The 20,970-nt window shown below is 44.6% G+C and carries 14 protein-coding genes; 11 read left to right on the plus strand and 3 right to left on the minus strand.

Annotated elements, in window-relative coordinates; genetic code table 11:
* Positions 1–4 precede the first annotated feature (4 nt).
* The 4 genes from BO18_RS13360 (at position 5) to ltrA (BO18_RS13375) (ending at position 4,245) form a co-directional block, all read left to right on the plus strand.
* The gene (locus BO18_RS13360) at positions 5–1,528 is read left to right on the plus strand and encodes an alanine/glycine:cation symporter family protein (RefSeq protein WP_034446764.1); all 1,524 of its coding nucleotides are present in this window, start codon (positions 5–7) and stop codon (positions 1,526–1,528) included.
* 35 nt (positions 1,529–1,563) lie between these two features.
* Positions 1,564–2,343, plus strand: coding sequence for a response regulator (locus BO18_RS32770; RefSeq protein ID WP_051688717.1), 780 nt, complete (start codon positions 1,564–1,566; stop codon positions 2,341–2,343).
* A gap of 149 nt (positions 2,344–2,492) precedes the next feature.
* The gene (locus BO18_RS35630) at positions 2,493–2,867 is read left to right on the plus strand and encodes a hypothetical protein (protein WP_242856505.1); all 375 of its coding nucleotides are present in this window, start codon (positions 2,493–2,495) and stop codon (positions 2,865–2,867) included.
* Positions 2,851–4,245 (plus strand): group II intron reverse transcriptase/maturase, encoded by a 1,395-nt coding sequence (gene ltrA / locus BO18_RS13375; protein ID WP_034443583.1) that lies wholly within the window; start codon positions 2,851–2,853, stop codon positions 4,243–4,245. Before BO18_RS35630 ends, ltrA (BO18_RS13375) begins: the two co-directional genes overlap by 17 nt.
* A 76-nt stretch (positions 4,246–4,321) precedes the next feature.
* Here the strand turns inward: ltrA (BO18_RS13375) and BO18_RS34890 are convergent, their stop codons facing one another.
* The 3 genes from BO18_RS34890 to BO18_RS13385 form a co-directional block, all read right to left on the minus strand.
* Positions 4,322–4,489: a hypothetical protein gene (locus tag BO18_RS34890; protein ID WP_185752429.1), complete on the minus strand. Its 168-nt coding sequence runs from the start codon at positions 4,487–4,489 to the stop codon at positions 4,322–4,324.
* A 135-nt stretch (positions 4,490–4,624) separates the two neighbouring features.
* The gene (locus BO18_RS13380; protein WP_034446766.1) at positions 4,625–6,190 is read right to left on the minus strand and encodes a 2-hydroxyacyl-CoA dehydratase family protein; all 1,566 of its coding nucleotides are present in this window, start codon (positions 6,188–6,190) and stop codon (positions 4,625–4,627) included.
* Positions 6,183–7,394 (minus strand): 2-hydroxyacyl-CoA dehydratase family protein, encoded by a 1,212-nt coding sequence (locus BO18_RS13385; RefSeq protein WP_034446767.1) that lies wholly within the window; start codon positions 7,392–7,394, stop codon positions 6,183–6,185. The genes BO18_RS13380 and BO18_RS13385 overlap by 8 nt, the downstream gene beginning before the upstream one ends.
* 306 nt (positions 7,395–7,700) lie before the next feature.
* Here BO18_RS13385 and BO18_RS13390 point away from each other — a divergent pair, with 306 nt between their 5' ends.
* The 7 genes from BO18_RS13390 (at position 7,701) to ltrA (BO18_RS13420) (ending at position 20,883) form a co-directional block, all read left to right on the plus strand.
* Positions 7,701–10,217 carry a DUF342 domain-containing protein gene (locus tag BO18_RS13390; protein WP_034446768.1) on the plus strand — a complete coding sequence of 839 codons (2,517 nt, stop codon included), beginning with the start codon at positions 7,701–7,703 and terminating at the stop codon, positions 10,215–10,217.
* A gap of 143 nt (positions 10,218–10,360) precedes the next feature.
* On the plus strand, positions 10,361–11,749 hold the full coding sequence (argH, locus tag BO18_RS13395; RefSeq protein WP_034446770.1) for an argininosuccinate lyase: 1,389 nt from the start codon (positions 10,361–10,363) through the stop codon (positions 11,747–11,749).
* A gap of 29 nt (positions 11,750–11,778) precedes the next feature.
* Positions 11,779–12,864: an aspartate-semialdehyde dehydrogenase gene (asd, locus tag BO18_RS13400; protein ID WP_034446772.1), complete on the plus strand. Its 1,086-nt coding sequence runs from the start codon at positions 11,779–11,781 to the stop codon at positions 12,862–12,864.
* A gap of 9 nt (positions 12,865–12,873) precedes the next feature.
* Complete coding sequence (locus tag BO18_RS32775; protein ID WP_051688718.1) at positions 12,874–14,250, plus strand: ATP-binding protein; 1,377 nt, start codon at positions 12,874–12,876, stop codon at positions 14,248–14,250.
* A 101-nt stretch (positions 14,251–14,351) separates the two neighbouring features.
* On the plus strand, positions 14,352–17,843 hold the full coding sequence (locus tag BO18_RS13410; RefSeq protein ID WP_034446774.1) for a DNA topoisomerase III: 3,492 nt from the start codon (positions 14,352–14,354) through the stop codon (positions 17,841–17,843).
* A gap of 753 nt (positions 17,844–18,596) precedes the next feature.
* Positions 18,597–19,064 carry a glycoside hydrolase family 16 protein gene (locus BO18_RS13415; RefSeq protein ID WP_051688719.1) on the plus strand — a complete coding sequence of 156 codons (468 nt, stop codon included), beginning with the start codon at positions 18,597–18,599 and terminating at the stop codon, positions 19,062–19,064.
* 535 nt (positions 19,065–19,599) lie between these two features.
* The gene (ltrA, locus tag BO18_RS13420) at positions 19,600–20,883 is read left to right on the plus strand and encodes a group II intron reverse transcriptase/maturase (protein WP_034445975.1); all 1,284 of its coding nucleotides are present in this window, start codon (positions 19,600–19,602) and stop codon (positions 20,881–20,883) included.
* Positions 20,884–20,970: the final 87 nt, after the last annotated feature.

A 20,970-nucleotide genomic window follows, 5' to 3' on the forward strand; every position in this document is an offset into this window, starting at 1 on the left:
ATGCATGGAAACTATCATCCGGATAAATGATGCGGTGAATGGATTTGCCTGGGGAACTTTTGGCCTCTCGTTGTTATTGGGAACAGGTATAATTTGCTCCCTTATCACCGGCTTTTTTCAGATAACACATATAAGGCACTGGATGAAGAACACCTTTGGGGTTCTGAACGGAAGAGGACGGATAATAAATGACGCCGGAGCATTGTCGCAGCGAAGAGCTTTTTGGACATCCCTATGTGCCACCATTGGAACCGGAAATATAGCCGGTGTGTCTACTGCCATATGCCTTGGCGGCCCCGGAGCAGTGTTCTGGATGTGGGTTGCTGCCTTCTTTGGAATGATGGTCAAGTATTCCGAGAACCTCCTTGGAATCTATTACAGACGAAGAAATTCAGAAGGTGCCTGGGTAGGCGGACCTATGTATTATCTGGAGGATGGCCTTGGATCCATAAAGCATTGCAAGAGGTTTGGAAAGATACTAGGTATTCTGTTTTGTATTTTTACGGCCCTGGCTTCTTTCGGAATAGGCAATATGGCACAGATAAATAAGATCACCATCAACGTGGGGGCAACTTTTTTAGCTGACAGGGAAATGGGATATTATAAGGGAATATCCAATGTTAACTGGGCAATAGGAATTGTCCTTATGGTGGCTATGGCAGCCATTATCCTTGGTGGTTTCAGAAGAGTTGCCCTGGTTTCCGAGACTCTGGTGCCCTATATGTCCCTGATATATGTTGTCGGATGCTTTCTGGTAATACTTATGAATGTCAAAGGGATACCACAGGTGTTTGAATCCATATTTAAGTTTGCGATGGGACCTGAGGCGATAAAAGGCGGAGCAGCAGGCACAGCTGTTCAGATTGCCTTTAATACAATAAAAAATGGATGTAAGCGAGGAGTCTTTTCAAACGAAGCAGGCCTTGGTTCTTCGGTAATGGTACACAGTACCAGCTGCACCAGAGAACCGGTCAGACAGGGGCTCTGGGGTATAGCAGAGGTCTTTCTGGATACCTTCATCATATGTACCTTTACAGCTGTAGTTATTCTGAATTCAGGAGCTATTGATCTTACTAACGGGCTGACAAAACCCGGTACCAATGATTCTATTCTGGTGGCACAGGCCTTTGGTGCTCATTTTGGAAAGCCTGGAGAATGGTTTGTGGTTGTGGCCATAACTCTGTTTGCGTTTACCACGGTAATGGGATGGTCCTTCTATGGAGCAAAAACTGTAGAGTATCTTTTGGGAGTAACCGTTGCTAAGATTTACAGACTTATTTTTATAGGACTTGTAATATGTGGTGCTGTTATGGAATCCAACCTTGCCTGGGATGTTTCAGATACCTTCAACGGCCTTATGATGATTCCAAATCTCATTGGACTAGTGGCACAGATTCCACTTATAATAAAATTAACACGAAATTACATAGACAGAAGGATCAAGGGAAAAGAGATAACACCAATCCTTTCCTATGATCCGGACATCCAGAGGGATGCCCTTAGGGCAGTTCAAAAGGGAGCAGATTAAGGACAGAGTAAGTATTATTTTAGCGGAGGTCAATAATGGAAATTACGAACCTGAACATTGTAATGCTTATGTTTCAGCCAAGTGTTGTAGCAAAGGGGCTTGAAAAGAAACTGCAGGAGCAGGGGAATACAGTTTCCGCTGTAGTGGGGAATGTGAATCAGATAGATCAGTATATGGACAGCGCTGATCTGTTTATTCTTAATCTGCCTGGAAAGATCACTGACGATACTGTGGAACTCAAAGCTCTAAAGCTGCTTTGCAAAAAAATGGACACCAGTGGCAAAAAGATGATCATGGTGGGAGAAAAAGAAGTCTACCAGGATCTTATCGGGATTTTCAAAGCTGCCGGTAACTTCGAATGGGTATTCAGGCCTGTACAGATGCAGGAACTGGAGATTGCAATTGATAAGGCCTTTACAGGTAAGCCAAAGCCTGAAGGTGCCAGAAAGAGAATTCTTATTGTAGATGACGATCCTGACTACGCAAAAATGGTCAGGGAGTGGATATCGGAGAAATATAAAGTTGATATTGTTACAGCAGGAATGAAGGCTATCGCATTCCTTCTTAAGGTTCCGGAGGATGAAGGTGTGGATCTTATTCTTCTGGATTATGAGATGCCAATTGCCGACGGCCCACAAGTACTTCAGATGCTTAGACAGGAACCTGCAACGGCCCATATTCCAGTGGTATTCCTTACAGGAGTGGGCACCAGGGAAGGCGTTGCCAGAGTAATGGAACTTAAGCCTGATGGATATATCTTGAAGTCAACAACCAGAGATGATCTTTTACAGTTTTTAAGTGGCAAACTGGATTGATAATCAGGGAAGGGATACAATGAAAAATGCCCGGAGCAAAGACTCCGGGCATTAAATATGTGCGCCTAGCGGCGCACGTTTCTAACGGGTTAAAGTCCCGAATCCGCCCGGTAGTGGGAAGGATATAGCCGAAGGCAAGGGTGTCCATCGTGAGGTGGAATCTGAAGGAAGCCGGATGTGAGGAACATACTAACTCACGGGCAAATCTCTGGTCTGACGAACAGAAATCTCATAAGAGGTCATGCATGAGGGTAAGACTGCATATCAAGCCGAAGCCCGATAACTACACGGAATCATGCATGATAGATGAGGCAGACGGATGGAGAGGAAGAAACGTGTGGTACCTAGGGAGGTCTGTGCGAAATGCTCTGAAAGGAGTAACCACTGTACAAGGAAACGAGGCGGTGCTGAACGCACAGAAGTCAGCAGAGGTCATAGTAGCCAAGAGGCGAAGGACCAAATCAATAGGAGTCTTGAGTATGACCGAGAAAGGAGGAATGACCATTTATGGCAGAAAACATTGAAAACAATGGCTGTTCGCAAAGAGATAATGCGGAACATGAAGGGTATGCGAAAGCGCGTAGGTCATTCAATCGGATATGGAAAGAAAGAGACAGTGCACAGCCGAAACTTTTAGAAGCGATACTGTATAAAGACAACTTTAACAGAGCGTACAAGAGAGTAAAGGCAAACAAGGGAGCGGCAGGAATTGATGGCATGACTATCGAAGAGGCACTTCCTTATCTCAAGGAACATCAACAGGAGCTAACCGACCGTATATTTCGTGGAAAGTACACTCCGTCGCCGGTCAGGCGAGTTGAGATCCCAAAACCAGATGGTGGTGTGCGTAAGCTTGGCATACCTACCGTGATAGACCGTACACTCCAGCAGGCAATAACCCAACAGTTAGTGCCTATCTATGAACCACTGTTTGCGGATGGAAGCTATGGTTACCGTCCAAACAGAGATGCAAAAGGAGCCATACTAAAGGTCAAAGAGTACGCAGAGCAAGGATACACATTTGCGGTGGTGCTTGATTTATCCAAGTATTTCGATACTCTGAACCACGAAATCCTTATAAATCTTCTCCGAAAGAATGTGAAGGACGAACGTGTGGTACAGCTCATAAAGCGCTATCTGAAAAGTGGAGTTATGGAAGACGGAGTGGTCATTGATACAGAGGAAGGTTCGCCCCAAGGTGGTAACCTATCGCCACTACTTGCGAACATCTACCTCAATGAGTTCGACCAAGAGTTTCTAAAGAGAGGTGTTCCCTGCATCAGATATGCGGATGACATAGTTCTCCTTGCCAAAAGCAAGCGGGCGTCGGAAAGACTCTTGGAAAGTAGTACGAGATATCTTGAAGAGAAACTAAAACTTACAGTTAACCGAGAGAAAAGCCGTACTGTAAGTGTGTTTGCAATCCGAAATTTTAAATTCCTTGGCTTTGCATTGGGAAGGAACGGAAGTGGCATATATGTCCGAGTTCATCCAAAGTCATGGAAGAAGTTTAAGTCCAAGCTGAAAGACTTATCTTCCCGTAAGTCTGTACAGTCCATCAAGCCAAGCCTAGAGAAAATCAAGGCATATGCTAGAGGGTGGCTTAACTATTATGGGATTGCCAGCATGAAGAACAACTTAGATGACATCAATGGATGGCTCTATCACAGAATACGCATGTGCATATGGATACAATGGAAATTGCCTAAGACTAAGAAGAGAAATCTGATTCGGATGGGTATACCAGAGTACTATGCACACATGGCGGCGAATTGCCGTAAAGGACATTGGTTCTGCTCCAACCTTTCTGCGGTGAAGCGAGCTATGTCAAAAGAAAGACTGATAAGCAGTGGCTTCTATGATTTAGCCACAGCCTATCAGTCTGTGCACGTCAACTATTGAAAGCGCCGTATACCGAACGGTACGTACGGTGTTGTGAGAGGACGGCGGTTAGCCACCGCCTCCTACTCTATTTGGATCAAAGGTGCTGATCTCTCTTTACTTTGTCGTACTGCTTATCAAGCCATGGATAGATAGCTGCTGTGAGCTTCATGTCCAGGTTGAAGAAGTATACGGTAAAGGTGAGAGCGAAGAGGGCTACGATTACGATAGCCACTATTTTTAATACGTGTAAAAAAACGGTCATTTTTGTGTTCTCCTATGTTTCAATAATATGTATGGGATGCTGCACTGGGATGCTGCACTAGACTCGACAGTACCTCGTCAAGTGCACACCCATGGCTCGCACTAGGTTCGTGAAGAACCTCACCAAGTGCTCTGCTCACCAGCTCTTTTCATCAGGAAGTACTTCAAGTGAAGGATCAATAGGCTCTTCCTGCATTACAGTACGCATGAAGGAATTGATCTGATCACGAACGCCCTGACGGGAGATGATACGTGGATCAAACAGGTCGTGGGATACCCATACAAGAGGAATACCTTTTTCACGGGCCTTCTCTTCAAAGAGACCATGCATTCCATCAAGGGCCTTGCAGCTCATGTGCTCCCAAAGGATTACCATGTCTGCGTTGAACATCTCAACAAACTCCCAAAGCTCATCAAGAAGAACCTTGTAACCACCGTGAGTTCTGTTTCTCATGATCATGTTCTCTGTAAGCCATGCCATATCGTAAATGGCCTGTTCTCTGTTTTCAGGAGTGTCCTCTGTAACCAGCATCTTGGTTGATACCATTGAAAGCATATCTGTAAGAGGAACGATACCCCAGCAGTTAAGGAGCCATACCAGGAAGTCCATGTAGAAGTGGGACTGTACACCCCAGACGATGGCACGATGTCTGTATTCCTTAGCCGCCATCTTTTTCTTAGCGTAAGCCTGACGGGCAAGCTTTGTGATCTTACGGTCAGCCTTCTCAAAGGCAGGAACTCGTCCGCAGATAGCCATGTAGTTAGTCTCTGTGTAAAGAGCCAGGTTTGAACCAAATACCTGAGGATAAGGTGTACGGTTCATTTCAAGCCACTCCATACGACACTGGGTAGCATAGTTTACACGCTTAGCACACTCGAAGTATGCCTTCCAGTCCCATTTATGACCTGTGTGCTTCTCTACAAAGGCGATGGCATTTCTGATCTCCTGAGCAGCGTATTCCTGAACATCATCTTCTCTGTGACGAAGAGGAGCAGCCAGCTGGAATACAGGAATTCCGTCCTCGTGCTCAAGACGCTGGGAGATAACACCGTTTCCTAAAAGTGAACCGTCGCAGGTGGTGTTGCACTGGATAGCGCAGGCACCAAGCACCGGTGCATCATCGTCAATTGAAACTCCAGCCTCTGCCTCAGGCATAGGGCAAACATCACCTGCAAGACCATACTCCTGAGCTACGTCAATGTAGTGGCAGGCGGCGTACTGATTAAGAAGAACGGATACATAGGTTGATGGAGTCTCACGGGACAAAACCTTGAGGTTTGGGAAACCCATCATTACAGCTGTCATCTCGTTCTCATCTACAAGAACTACTTTGTCGGAAAACTTCTTGTCATTACCGATCCTGCGATCGCCCCTGAAAAGAGAATCAAGGAGCTTGGCAACGTCATCAATGACCAGATCCTGTTCCTCGTGACAGATACGAAGGTACTCGCCGCGAAGACCCTGTGTATGTCTGTCAACCATCATGGGAACTGCCAGATAGTTGGCCATCCAGCGATAGCGGAACATGGCTTTAACATTTCTTGGCTTCATAACGAACTTGCCAAGGGTCATCATTATCTTAAGCCATCTTGAATAGTCGTACATTGTGTCCACAAGGCCACGCCACTCACGGCGTTTTCTGACCCTGGAACCCTCTTTATAAAAATCACCGAACCTGTCGGCTCCAATCTGCTTAGCCATTTGCTACTCCCTTCTGACCTTTTTGAATATTCTTGATCTCTATGCTCTCCACAAAGGCCTGAACTCTAGTCTGCATCTGGCCTGAAACACCAATGGAGTATGGCCTGTCAACTGCAAGAACAGGATAGCCATATTTATTCCTAAGGATCTGGGAGCCCATCATCTTCTCATAAGCCCATGGATCGCAGAACTTCATCTGCTCGTAAATGATTCCGTCAGCCTTATATTCTTTAGCAAGCTCAGCGACATAAGCCCTTCTGTGATCCATCTTGTCGGTGTTCATGAACCTTGGGCACTCGCCCTTGTTTATGTAAGCACGGCATATCTGGGTAAGAGCATCTTCTTCATCATTGAGATAAATAGGATTTCTTCCGGGAAGAGAGCCGTAGCAGAAACGGTCTGCGCATACGTATGCTCCGCTGTCCTCAATAAGCTTAACGAAATCAGTATCATCAACCTCAGAACCTACAACCATTACACGGGCTCTGAAGCGGCTCTTTTCATCAGGTTCTCTGACCTTTAATTCTTCCAAAGTCTCTTTTAACTTATCAAGTAAAAGATATTTAGGTGCTACATAGGTTGCCAGAGTAATTACATTAAATTCGTAGCCTGTGATCCTTGGGTTATCCTCCTTGCGGAAATCGCCGATGGCACGGATAAGCTCGCAGACCTCGTTGTGCTCAGCAACTGCCTTTCTGATAGCCTGCTCTGAAACGTCGATGCCATAGTTTCTGGAAAGAGGCGTGAGGATGTGGTTCTTACACTGGAGCACATAGAGATTAAGACCGTTGTCATCGGCCTTCATTGGAACTTCCATATACTCGAAGAAGAACTTGTCCTTTCCTTTGCCAAGGGTTTTTAACAGTTCCATATTCTCAATGCATCTGTTCATCATTGAGCATCCGTCGGGAGTAATTATGCAGTCGGCAAAATTGTAACCTCCCTCTATGGCACGCTCAAGGAGAGCACGGGTGTACTCACAAAGGAAACTTGTCATGTAATATGTGGAAATGTCCAGAGATCCTGTTCTGGGCGCTCGAAGACGAGTAGAAAAACAACCCCCAAGATTAAGAAGTGGTTCCGGGGTGTTTTCACAGGTGTAGGCAACACAGACTTTGCCATCAGCCTGAGCCTTCTGAACCAGCTCATTGTTAGCCTCAAGGAGCAGGTTTTCGAAGTAGATGAGGTGTTTTAGATCCTTCAATTGTTAGTTTCTCCTTACCTAAATATTAATACGAAAATCTATAAAATAGTCTAAAGGATTGGGCTCTGATTGTCAATTTTTTGTGCAAATTACATAAAACAAGTAATAAAATAATGTTATAACGTAAGTGGAGAATTACCTTTTTACTTAATAAACTGTTTGACAGTTGTTATCACAATTCCTTTCTACACTGCGTAATCTACAATGGTGTGCAGGTGTTTATAAAAATGTAATAATAAATACACGTTATTTTGTTGTATAATAATATGTAGTATTTGTCGTTACTATGCCTATTTTGAGGTGACTATGTCTGTTTCTGAAATGGAACAAGAGAATAGTACCACCACCTACTCCGGACTTGATGTGTTCGGGGGTAATTCCTATGAGAAGGAACTTCAGCTGCTAAAGGAAGCTGGCGCAGATGTGGAGAAACTCAAGGCTATGAAGTTCAATGCCCTTCAGCTTGCTGAAATAAGGAAGGGCATAGTGGACAAGGTGGATGTCAGTAAATACCTGGACCGTTCTTTGTCCTGGTCTGCAATGGAGGAGATCAGGCTGGAGATGTTTCAGGGTATTGATATGTCCAAATACAGAGCAGCGGGCTTTGATGTTTTGCAGCTATCACAGATCAGACAGGGTATTGCCAGTCAATTGGATGTTTCAGCCTACGCAAAGAAGGAATATTTTGCAGACCAGATGAGGGAACTCAGACTGGGACTTTCTTCAAATGGCAAGGTCCCAATTATCTTTTATCAGGATCCTGCTTTTGATGCTCTTCAGATGAGAGAGATAAGAAAAGGTCTTGAGGCAGAGATCGATGTTTCCCTTTATGCAAAGGTAAATATACCGTCATTGAAAATGAGGGCTGTCCGTAGAAGTGCCCAGGACGGCCTGGTTTTTGATGAAAACACCATAAACAGGTTTAATGCAGGTGTCCTTAACGAGCTTCACAATGCTTATGTGGACAAGGTAGATATAAGGAAATATATAGCTGCCAGATACGATGAGGATCAGCTTGAACAGGTCAGGATTGCTTTAAAGAATGGTATTCCCATTGATCAGTACATCACCGGGGACATGAGGGGCGATGCCATGAAGGAGATCCGCCTGGGGCTTGAAGCAGGCCTTGATGTTAAAAAGTACGCCAACGTGGCTTTCGGCTGGCAGCAGATGCATGAGATGCGCCTGGGTCTTGAGCATCAGATAGACATAACTCCTTACTGCAATGCTTACTATAGGGCCACCCAGATGAGGCAGATCAGGCTTGGTCTGGAGATGGGCCTTGATGTTTCCAGGTATTCCAGCCTGATGTATACGGCAAAGGATATGCGCCGTATCCGCGAGCAGCTTCTGGTTACACAGTTTGAAAACGGCGGTGATGAAGCTGCAGCTGCAGATGTTGTGCCAACAAAGGCAACCACGCTCTCAACAGAGGATGCTTTTGTAAACGATATGATCGTCCACAGGGATACTTATATTGCCTTTGAAGATAATAATATGAAGTGCTTCCTTTCTCTTCCGCAGAGAATGGATGGAAAGAAGTATACCCAGGAGATACTGGAAAAGTTCCTTGATAAGATGAAGGTCAAATTTGGCCTTGATAAGGATACCTTAACTGTTCTGTCCCAGTCGGATAAGCCTGTGATCAGGGCGCTTGTGGCTGAGGGAAGAGAAGTTGTTCACGGAACCAATGGCTATTATGAATACTTCTTTGATACTGAAAGAAAAGAAGAGCCTGAGATAATGAAGGACGGTACGGCAGATCTTTCCAATATCACCAAGATACAACAGGTGAGGGTGGGAGACAGGATCGCGCTGTACCACAAGGCCACTAAAGGAGCAGATGGCTTTGATGTATACGGAAATCTGGTGAAGGCCATTCCGGGAAAAGAGATACCTATCCTTAAGGGAACAGGCTTCATGATAATGAGTGACAGGGTCAGCTATGTCGCTACCTACTCCGGAGCCATTGGTATGGTAGAGGGCAAGGTTGAGATCAAGAAGCTCATGGTCCTGGAAGAGGTCAAGATCACAGATAAGAAGATCAAGTATGACGGTACTTTGTTTGTGGCCGGGGATATTAATTCCGGAAGTGACCTTGAAGTGACCGGAGACGTGATCATTGGTGGACACATGGAAAGCTCCATAATAGTGGCAGGTGGAAATGTCATCATAAAGGGTGGAGTAACCTGTCCGATAAAGGGCGGAGTCAGAGCAGAAGGCGACGTTTCGGCCAAGTACTTTGAGGGCGCTGAAATTGCCGGTAATAATGTCTCAGCCAACTATTTTATCAACTGTAAAGTTGAGGCCAAGGGCCTTGTTAAGACCTACGGAAGAGCTGGCATGATCTACGGAGGAACAGTCAATAGTCTCTATGGAATTGAGACTGCTTCCGTTGGAAATAAGACTGGTGCCAAGACCATCATCAGCCTTGGCGTTAATTCAGCTCTTCTTCAGAAATTCAACAACACCAAAAAGGGACTGGAGCGTGAGCTGGAACAGCTGGAGACCCTTGAAAAGGAGAAGGAAAGACTTAAGGAAGTTGGCGCCGGCGATATGAAGATGATGCAGTGGAAGGTCAAGATCAATGCAGCCGTTGCATCTAAGGAAATAAGGATAAAAGAGCTTAAAGAAACCCTGGGAAAGATGGAAGCGGAGATGGGAAGAGGCAACAGAGCAGAGGCTTCCATTTCAGAGATAGCCTATGCCAATACCATATTTGTTATCTGTGGTGTCATCTTTAAACTTGATCAGGATATGAAGACCTACGATAAGCTCACTGTAAAGCTGGATGCCAACAGGGAAAACGTCATACTCGAATAAAACAGTTGTTAATTAGTTACTGCCGGAGACTCCTCCGGCAGTTTTTTTTGTGAAAAATCGCAGTTGTGTTTGAAGGATTTATATGTTAAGTTGTGATTATAATTTTTGGGACTTTACCACATTACAGTATTGGAGAGATTCAGATGGCACAGTTATGGGGCGGACGATTCGAAGGAACTATCAACGAGCTTGCTTGGAGCTTTAATGCCTCCATCTCATTTGATGCAAGATTTCTTGAGGTGGATGTAAGAGGCAGTAAGGCCCATGCCATGATGCTGGCTAAGCAGGGCATCATTTCTGATTCGGAGAAGGACGGCATTGTAGCAGGCCTTGACTCCATTCTTTCGGATGTTCAATCCGGCAAACTTCAGATTACAGATAAATATGAGGACATCCACAGCTTCCTTGAGGCCAACCTTATTGACAGGATCGGGGATGCAGGAAAGAAGGTCCACACAGGCAGGAGCAGAAACGACCAGGTGGCTCTTGATATGAGGCTCTATGCAAGGGATGAGGTTGTGGAGATGTCTGAGCACCTTAAAAATATGCTCACAGCTCTTTTGACTATGATGAAGGACAACCTTGATACCTATATGCCTGGGTTTACTCATCTGCAGAAGGCTCAGCCTGTAACTCTTGCACATCATCTTGGTGCATACTTTGAGATGTTCAAAAGAGATCTTCTTAGAATGAAGGATATCTACGAGAGGATGAACTATTGTCCCCTTGGAGCAGGAGCTTTGGCAGGAACCACATATCCCCTGGACAGAGAGTATACAGCAAAACTCCTTGATTTTTACGGCCCAACACTTAACAGCATGGATTCTGTGTCCGACAGGGACTACCTTATAGAGTATCTGGCAGCTCTTTCTACTATAATGATGCATCTGTCCAGATTCAGTGAAGAGATAATCATCTGGAACAGCAATGAGTACAGATTTGTAGAGATCGATGATGCCTATTCCACAGGCTCAAGCATAATGCCGCAGAAGAAGAACCCTGATATTGCAGAGCTTGTAAGGGGCAAGACCGGAAGAGTGTACGGAGACCTGATGTCACTTCTTACCACCATGAAGGGAATCCCTCTTGCCTACAACAAGGATATGCAGGAGGACAAGGAAGCGGCCTTTGATGCCATGGATAATGTAAAGAACTGTTTAGCTCTTTTCACAGATATGCTTCGCACCCTTAAGTTCAACAAGGAGCAGATGGAGCGAAGTGCCATGATGGGCTTTACCAACGCTACAGATGCAGCAGATTATCTGGTTAACAAGGGAATGCCTTTCAGAGATGCCCACTCTGTTATAGGAAGGCTGGTGCTTTATTGCATTGATAAAAAGTGTGCCATTGATGATTTAGACCTAAAGGAATTAAAGGGCTTTTCCGATTTATTTGAAAATGATATATTTGATGCAATAAGTTTAAAGACCTGCGTTGAAAAAAGACTGACCATAGGAGCACCCAGCAGCGCAGCCATGAGTAAGGTCATTGGAGCTGGTGAAGAATTTCTTCAGAACTTCAATATCAAATAAGTAATGAAAAAGGAAGAGGAGTAAGTATTATGAGCGAGAAACTTAAAGTTGCAGTACTTGGCGGAACAGGTATGGTAGGTCAGAGATTTATCTCTATCATAAACAACCACCCATGGTTTGAGGTTGCTACAGTAGCAGCCAGCCCAAGAAGTGCTGGTCAGACCTATGAAGAGGCAGTTGCAGGAAGATGGAAGATGGATGAGCCTATTCCTGATTCAGTTAAGAACCTTGTGATCAAGGACGTTACTGATGTTAAGGGCGTTGCTGAGGATGTTGATTTTGTCCTTTCAGCTGTTAACATGTCTAAGGACGAGATCAAGCACATCGAGGAAGAGTATGCTAAGACTGAGACTCCTGTTGTATCCAACAACTCAGCTCACAGATGGACTCCTGATGTTCCTATGATCATCCCTGAGATCAACCCTGAGCACATGGATGTTATTGAGTTCCAGAAAAAGAGACTTGGAACAACAAACGGTTTCATCGCTGTTAAGCCTAACTGCTCAATCCAGAGCTACACACCTGCTCTTACAGCATGGAAGGAATTCGAGCCCTACGAGATGGTAGCTACAACCTATCAGGCTATTTCAGGTGCAGGAAAGAACTTTAACGAGTGGCCAGAGATGGTTGGCAACGTTATCCCATTTATTTCAGGTGAGGAGGAGAAGTCCGAGAAGGAGCCTCTTCGTATCTGGGGTAAGGTAGAGAACGGCGTTATCGTTCCTGCTGATGATGTAAAGATCACATGCCAGTGTATCAGAATCCCTGTTCTTTACGGTCACACAGCTGCTGCATTTGTTAAGTTCAAAAAGAACCCTACTAAGGAACAGCTCATCGAAAAGCTTGAGAGCTTTAGTGGTGTTCCGCAAAAGCTCGGTCTTCCAAGTGCTCCTAAGCAGTTCATTCAGTACATGCAGGAGGAGAACAGACCTCAGGTTACTCTTGATGTTAACTACGAGAACGGTATGGGCGTAAGCATCGGAAGACTTCGCGAGGATACAATCTACGATTGGAAGTTTGTAGGTCTTTCACACAACACACTTAGAGGAGCAGCCGGCGGAGCAGTTGAGTGCGCAGAGCTTCTTAAGGCTAGCGGATACATCAACAAGAAGTGATTCTAACCTATGGATGAACAAAGAAAAATTGATCTGGCTTTTTTAAACAGATATTATGAGAGCAATCGTTCTAACATTCTTGTGGTCTATGGCCACAGGAATGTGGAACAAAACTCACTCTTATTTAAATTCATTGAGAACAGAAGAAGTGTCTTTTACACTGCTAGGTCACTTTCCAGTGCCGAGCAGATTTTATTATGGTCAAAAGAGCTAATGGAGGGCGGATCCGCCTTTCCTGAAAATCCCACCTACACCGATATATTCAATGTGTCCATAAATGCAGCAGGAAGAAATCCTGTTATTTTTGTGATAAAGAACTTTGAGTACATCGTAAAGTCATCAGGGTCCTTTATGAAGGAACTGGTGGATTTTATGGAAAAGAACGGAAAGTTCAGGCAGATACTGGTGCTCCTTGTCAGCAGTGATGTTTCCTGGGTGGAGAACAGCATGGTCCAGACTTTGGGACCCCTTTCTGCAAATATCGCAGGCTTTAGGAAGATAAAGCCCCTGCCTTTCTCAGAACTTAGAAGCTACTATAAGAACATGCCCTACAAGGATGCAGTTTTGACCTATTCTGTGCTGGGTGGACAGACCCTTTTATGGAGATACTTTGATGATTCTCTTTCCTTTAAGGAGAACGTCTGCAAGAATATCCTTGATCCCGGTTCGTTTTTGTATGGCGAGGCTCTAAGGCTTACTGAGTACAGTCTTCGTGAGACAGCTGTTTACCACACTCTTCTTTCCGAGATGGCAAGGGGAGTGAATAAGTTAAACGATCTGTATCATGCCACAGGATTTTCAAGGGCTAAGATCTCAGTTTATTTAAAGACTCTGATACATCATGATTTTGCTTATAAGGCATACTCCTTCGGTAATGCAGGAAGAGAGAATGTCATGAAGGGTGTCTACAAGATTGCAGACCCTCTTATAGATTTTTACTTCAAGTTTATCTTCCCAAATGAGAGTAGTTTACTGCAGATGCCTGCCGATAAGTTCTATGATATTTTTATATCTCCGGGTATCCAGAGCTATGCCAATGATTACTTTAAAGGTGTGTGCCGTGAGTACGTTCTAAGGCTTGAGGAGAGGGGAATACTTCCCTTTGAGATCGGTGATGAGGGCGAGTGGATCGGCAAGGAAGGCACCATTGATATCATCGCTCAGTCTGATATGGGAGACACAGCTTTGGGACTTTGTTCCTGGCAGAAGATGCTCACTCATGAGGATCTTACAAAGCTTGAATATTGTGCTAAAAAAGCAAGGCTTGAGGGAGACCTGATATATCTGTTTTCAACCGCAGGATTTGATGACTGGCTACAGGATGCGGCTCTTAGGCCCGATTCAAAGCTCCGCCTCATCGGGATAGATGAGCTGACCAACGGCTAATATTAATACATGGAAAATTATTGAAAAACAATTATAATCATATAGGTGGTTATAATTGTTTTTCTATGTGACCACAGTTTTTTGAAGGGGAGTAGCAAAAATTGTCAAAACATTTGATCATAACAGAGAAACCCTCGGTTGCAAGGGATTTTGCAAGGGTTTTGAACGTTTCCGGTAAGCAGAACGGATATATAGAAAACGACCAGTACGTCATCTCCTGGTGTGTGGGACACCTGGTAGAGATGCTGTATCCTGAGGCATATGATGAGAAGTATGCCAAGTGGAAGCTGGAGGATCTTCCGTTTCTTCCACAGAATTATAAATATGGTGTTATTCAAAGATCTAAAGATCAATACGATATAGTCAACAGTCTCCTCCACAGGGAGGACATAGATACCGTCTATTGGGCCGGGGACTCAGGAAAAGAAGGACAGACCATCGAGGAGAACATCAGGAATTTTGGCGGTGTTCGAGAAGGAATGAAGGAACTTCGTGTCTGGATCGATTCCCAGACTGATGATGAGATCAGGAGAGGAATCGCAGAAGCGAGGCCTATGTCCGACTATGCCCTTTTGGGCGAGTCCGGCATTATGCGTGCCATAGAGGACTACAGTCTTGGTATCAATTTTTCCAGAGCACTTTCAGTAAAATATGGAAAGCTCCTTAACGATGCAGCAGCAACCAAGTCCTACACTGCCATAGCTGTTGGTCGTGTTATGACCTGCGTTCTTGGCATGGTTGTGCGCAGGGAGCGTGAGATAAGAAATTTCGTGGAGACCCCCTTCTATCGAATAGTCGGGACTTTTTCTGATGCCAATATCCAGGCGGAGTGGAGAGCCGTAGAGGGCACTAAGTATTTTGAGTCACCTCTTTTATATAAGGAGAATGGATTCAGAAAGCAGGAGGATGCCCAGGCTCTTATTGATAGCCTTCAGGGAAAAGAGGCTGTAATCGACAGCATAGAAACCGGCAAGACCTCAAAGAAAGCTCCTATGCTGTTCAATCTGGCAGAACTTCAGGGAGAGTGCTCAAAGCGCTTTAAGATCAGCCCTTCTCAGACTCTGGAAGTGGCTCAGGAACTGTATGAGAAGAAGCTGACTACATATCCCAGAACTGATGCAAGAGTTCTAACAACAGCTGTAGCAAAAGAGATAAGTAAGAATATACGTGGCCTCACATCTCTGGATGAGGTGGGCGGATTTGCAGATAATGTGCTTAAAAACGGAATGTATAAGGGAATTGAGAAGTCTTCCTATACAGATGATTCCAAGGTTACAGATCACTATGCTATCATTCCCACAGGCCAGATCGGAGCACTTGGAACACTTTCTCCTTTGGCTAAAAATGTGTATTTACTGATTGTAAGGCGATTCCTTTCAGTCTTTTATCCTGCAGCTCAGTACAAGACTGCAAAGCTTCAGATCTTAGTAGATGGAGAAAAATTCTTTGCTTCATCTAAGGTTTTGGTATCTCCTGGCTATCTGGAGGTAGCTGGAATGCCCCAGGAAAAGAAAGCTTCCGGCTCAGAAGAAGCATCCGGTACAGATGCTGATCAGGATGAGGAAGACGTTGGAATCTCCAAGGAGGAGTTCCTTGCCTTTGTAGACAGCGCCAAAAAGGGAGACGTTGTTTCAGTTTCTGGTTATGACATCAAGGAGGGAAAGACATCTCCTCCCAAGAGATATACTTCCGGAACTCTTATCCTTGCTATGGAGAATGCAGGAAATCTCATTGAAGATGAGGAACTCAGGGCCCAGATCAAGAAGAGCGGAATCGGAACTGCAGCAACAAGAGCCGGGATAATTGATAAGCTTATTACCAATAAATATCTGAACGTGAGCAAATCTCAGATCATCACTCCGGGAAATATAGGAGAGATGATCTATGAGGTGGTAAACCTTTCTATACCTACACTTCTGAATCCGGAGATGACTGCCAGCTGGGAAAAGGGACTGGAGGGTATATATAACGGTTCTGTAAATGCAGCTGAGTACAGGCAGAAGCTTGAGGATTATATCAGACGTGAGACCAATAAGATGATAGGAGCAGATCTCACGGCAGCTATAGCATCAAATATCAGCCAGTTTACCGGAAAAGAGGCAAAAGGCATAGCTGCAAGAAAGCCTATCGGTGTTAAGTGTCCGGTCTGTGGCGGAGATATGACCACAACCTCTTTTGGCTATGGCTGCAGCAACTACTTCAATGACCAGATAAAGTGTGGCTTCTCTATCGGAGAGATTGCAGGTAAGAGGCTTTCTGAGGAAGATGCTAAAAAGCTCATCATAGAGGGAAAGACTGACGTTATTGATGGCTTTACCAGCAAGAACAAGAAGAAGTTTAAGGCTATCCTGGTTTTGGAAAAGGATGACAGCGGAAAGTACAACATAGGCTTTGATTTTGATGGCGTCCCTGATGAGTACTTAGAGGGAGTTAGTTGCCCGGTTTGCGGAGGGAAGATCGTAAGGACCGGTTTTGGCATCGCTTGCGAAAACCGTGGCAAGGAAGAGAAGGGATGCTATTTCAACATTGGAGAAGTGGCGGGCAAGAAGCTTTCTGACGAGGTGCTTACAGCTCTTTTAACAAATGGAAGCACTGATGTTATCAGGGGATTTAAATCCAAGTCCAAGACAAGCTTTGATGCGAAGCTTGTGATAAAGAAGCAGGAAGATGATAAGCTGGGAGTGTCCTTCGACTTCGAGGGTATAGAGCCCGAATATCTTAAGGACGTGGTTTGTCCCGATTGTGGTGGAAGAATCATCAAGAGGTCTGTGGGCTTTAGCTGCGAGAACTATAGAAAAGATGATCCTGAGTCCTGCAAGTTCTTCATCGGCAAGATTGCACAGAAACAGCTATCGGAGGCAAATGTTACTGAGCTTTTGAAGGAAGGCAAGACTGGTACGATCCGCGGCTTTAAGAATAAAGACAAGAAATCCTTTGATGCATGCCTGGTTCTTAAAAAGAACGAAGAGGGCAAGGCAGAGATTACTTTTGACTTTGAGAATGTTGAAGCCAAGACCGTTAAGGGCGTGGTATGTCCTGTATGCGGTGGCGAGATCGTAAAGACTCCATTCGGCTATGGATGCAGCAACTACAAAAAGGATGATCCTGAGCACAGCTGCAAGTTCAATATCGGGCAGATCGCTGGCAAGAAGCTGAATGATGGGCAGGTGAAGGAACTCCTGACAAACGGTATCACACAGACTATCAGCGGCTTTAAGAGCAAAGCCGGGAAGCCTTTCGATGCAAAGCTTGCCCTTAATAAGGGTGAGGACGGCAAAGCTACCGGGATAAAGTTCGTCTTCGAAAATGAAGACGTAGTCCTTGAAGGGGTGAAGTGTCCTAAATGTGGAAAGCCCATCATCAAGGGCCATTGGGGCTACAGATGTGAAAATAATAAGAGAGGCGAAGAGGGCGGATGCGACTTCTTCATCGGCAAGGTAGCCGGCCTTGAACTTTCCAAGGAAGACGTAACCAAACTCCTTACCGACAAGATCACCGACAAGATCGCAGGCTTCACCAGCAAAGCCGGAAACAGCTTTGAAGCAAGGCTGGCATTTGATGAACAGTATAAGGTTGTATTCAAGTTTGATTGAATATGAATAGATAGACGCGAGAAGCGAGCTCGGAGAACTGACTCCAGGCTCGCTTTTTTAGTTGTGGCTGTAAACGGCATCCTTGATATTAGCAATAGATGATGTCTTGCGCTTAAATGTTCTGGATGTGTCCAGGACAAGCCCTGCCACTGGCAGGGTGGCTGCATTTCCTACCTCCAGCTCCAGATCTATGAGCAGCTGACTTTACTTTTCATGGGTAAAAGCGGAAAAGCCCGATATAGATGAAAAATTGACCTTGAAAGTGCAAGGTTACTGGTGGTTTTTCATAGGTAAATGCTGGAAATGCCTTTTGTAGATGAAAAATCAGCTTTGGAAGAGCCAAATTGCTGGTGATTTTTCATGGGTAAATGCTGAAAAAGCCTGTTGTAGATGAAAAATCGACCTTGGAAGAGCCATGTAGTCAGAGATTTTTCATGGGTAAATCAATAAAACTCTTATTTGGATGAAAAATGCTCCAGAAAGCCGACAAATAGGTTGCCCTGGCGAGAAGATATGGTTACCTGAACAGCCCCATTATGCTATAATACCGCCACCTTGGGGGAAGGCATGAAATTGATAACTTTGGCAGATTGATGCCAGTGCTCATGAAAATGATATTTTGCGTCATCAATATATAATTAATTGATGAAATATTATATAAAAATGACATTTTAATGTTTATGATTGTCCTTGCAATTACATTTGATTAAAGTGCGATTCAATATAATCAGCAAATTAGTAAGGAGATATCAGATGAGGAAATCTATTCTTAACAAAGCGCTTGTAACAGCTATGTCAGCAGCTTTGGCTGCTGGTGCGCTGGCAGGATGTGGTAAGACAGTTAATGAAAGCCCTGATGTTCCGGCTTCAGCAGTTGAAGAGGAAAGTCTTGAAGCAAGCGCGGAGTCAGGCGCAGTTGGAGATGGCGCTGAAGGAGCAGAACAGAGCGAGACCCAAGATCAGGCAGCATCTTCAGAGAAATCTGACTATGAGCTGGTGTGGGCTGATGAGTTTGATGGAGACTCACTTAATACAGATGACTGGAATGTTGAGACTCATGAGCCTGGCTGGGTAAACGCTGAGCTACAAAGATACACTGCTCTTGAGGAAGGCAACATCGAGGTCAGTGACGGCACACTGAAGATAAAGCCACACATTGAGAAAGGTGAGACTGAGGAAATCACCTCAGGTCGTATCACAACACAGAAAGGTGTGACATAAAGCGATCACCAAGGGTCAGCAGGTAATCCCCTGTTGACCTTTTTCTGTTTGCGCGCCATGGGCGCGCTCTAACGGGTGCAAGTCCCGAACACGCCCAGATAGTGGGAAGTGTATAGCCGAACAGCAAGGGTGTCCATTGTGAGGTGGAATCTGAAGGAAGCTGTAAGCAAATCTCTGGTCCGACGGACAGAAATCACATATAAGGCTAGGCTACGAGAGATAAGTTGGCAGAAAGCAACGAAGTCTAATAACTATCACATTTGTAGTAGCAGAGTAAATGTGGCGGATATATGGAGAGAAAGAGCGTGCACCTTAAGCGTGGAGATCTCACAGAGGTTTCATTAGCCTAGTAACAACGAACTGTGAGAAGTCAGCCGAACCCATAGTAGCGAGGAAGTCTCTGTAATGGAGATGGAGTGAAGGGGTGAACAATCAATAAGTTTGAGTATGTCTCGTGTTGCAGAAATGACAACACCTGCCGTAACCAATCGGGATAAAGGTGGTCAAATCAAGCGAGGCGGAAAGGAAAGAACGCATGGACACAAGTAGTCTAATGGAGCAGATACTATCTAGTGATAATCTCAACAGAGCATATCTGCAAGTCGTACGAAACAAAGGTGCAGAGGGAGTGGACGGAATGAAGTACACAGAACTCAAGGAACATCTTGCAAAGAACGGCGAAATCATCAAGGAACAGTTGAGGACAAGAAAGTATAAACCTCAGCCAGTACGAAGAGTGGAGATACCAAAGCCTGATGGCGGTGTCAGAAACCTAGGAGTACCAACAGTAACAGACAGATTCATACAACAAGCCATAGCACAAGTTTTAACACCAATCTATGAGGAACAATTTCATGACCACAGTTATGGATTCAGACCTAATAGATGTGCACAGCAAGCAATCCTAACAGCGCTCGACATGATGAATGACGGTAATGATTGGATTGTAGATATTGACTTGGAAAAGTTCTTCGACACAGTTAATCACGATAAACTTATGACTATCATAGGTAGAACCATAAAAGATGGAGATGTTATTTCTATTGTTAGAAAATACCTAGTCAGTGGAATCATGATTGATGATGAGTACGAGGAATCTATTGTGGGAACACCACAAGGAGGGAATCTCTCGCCATTATTGGCGAATATCATGTTGAATGAACTTGATAAGGAGATGGAAAAGCGTGGGCTTAACTTTGTAAGATACGCAGATGATTGTATCATCATGGTTGGTAGTGAAATGTCTGCTAATAGAGTTATGAGAAATATCTCCCGATTCATTGAGGAGAAACTAGGTCTCAAGGTCAACATGACCAAGAGTAAAGTGGACAAGCCGCAAGGACTTAAATACCTTGGATTCGGATTCTACTTTGATTTCAGGGCGCATCAGTTTAAGGCAAAGCCACATGCAAAATCAGTAGCAAAGTTTAAGAAGAGAATGAAAGAACTAACTAGCCGTAGTTGGGGCGTTAGCAACAGTTACAAGGTGGAAAAGCTCAATCAGCTCATCAGAGGTTGGATAAATTACTTCAAGATAGGTAGTATGAAAACACTTTGCAAGGAAATGGACTCAAGAATTCGTTTTAGATTGCGTATGTGTATTTGGAAACATTGGAAAACTCCACAGAATCGTATAAAGAATTTGATGAAGCTTGGAGTTGATAAAGACACGGCTTGGAGTACAGCCTATACGGGCAAGAGGATAGCCTATGTATGTCAGCTAAGAGTAATGAACTTTGCGATAAACAAAGAAAGACTAACCCGCTTTGGATTAGTCTCAATGTTAGATTACTACACCGAAAGATATGTTACTTGTTAAGTTGATTGAACCGCCGTATACGGAACCGTACGTACGGTGGTGTGAGAGGTCGGGAAAATTTATTTAATTTTCCCTCCTACTCGATTT

The organism is Butyrivibrio sp. AE2032, assembly GCF_000702965.1.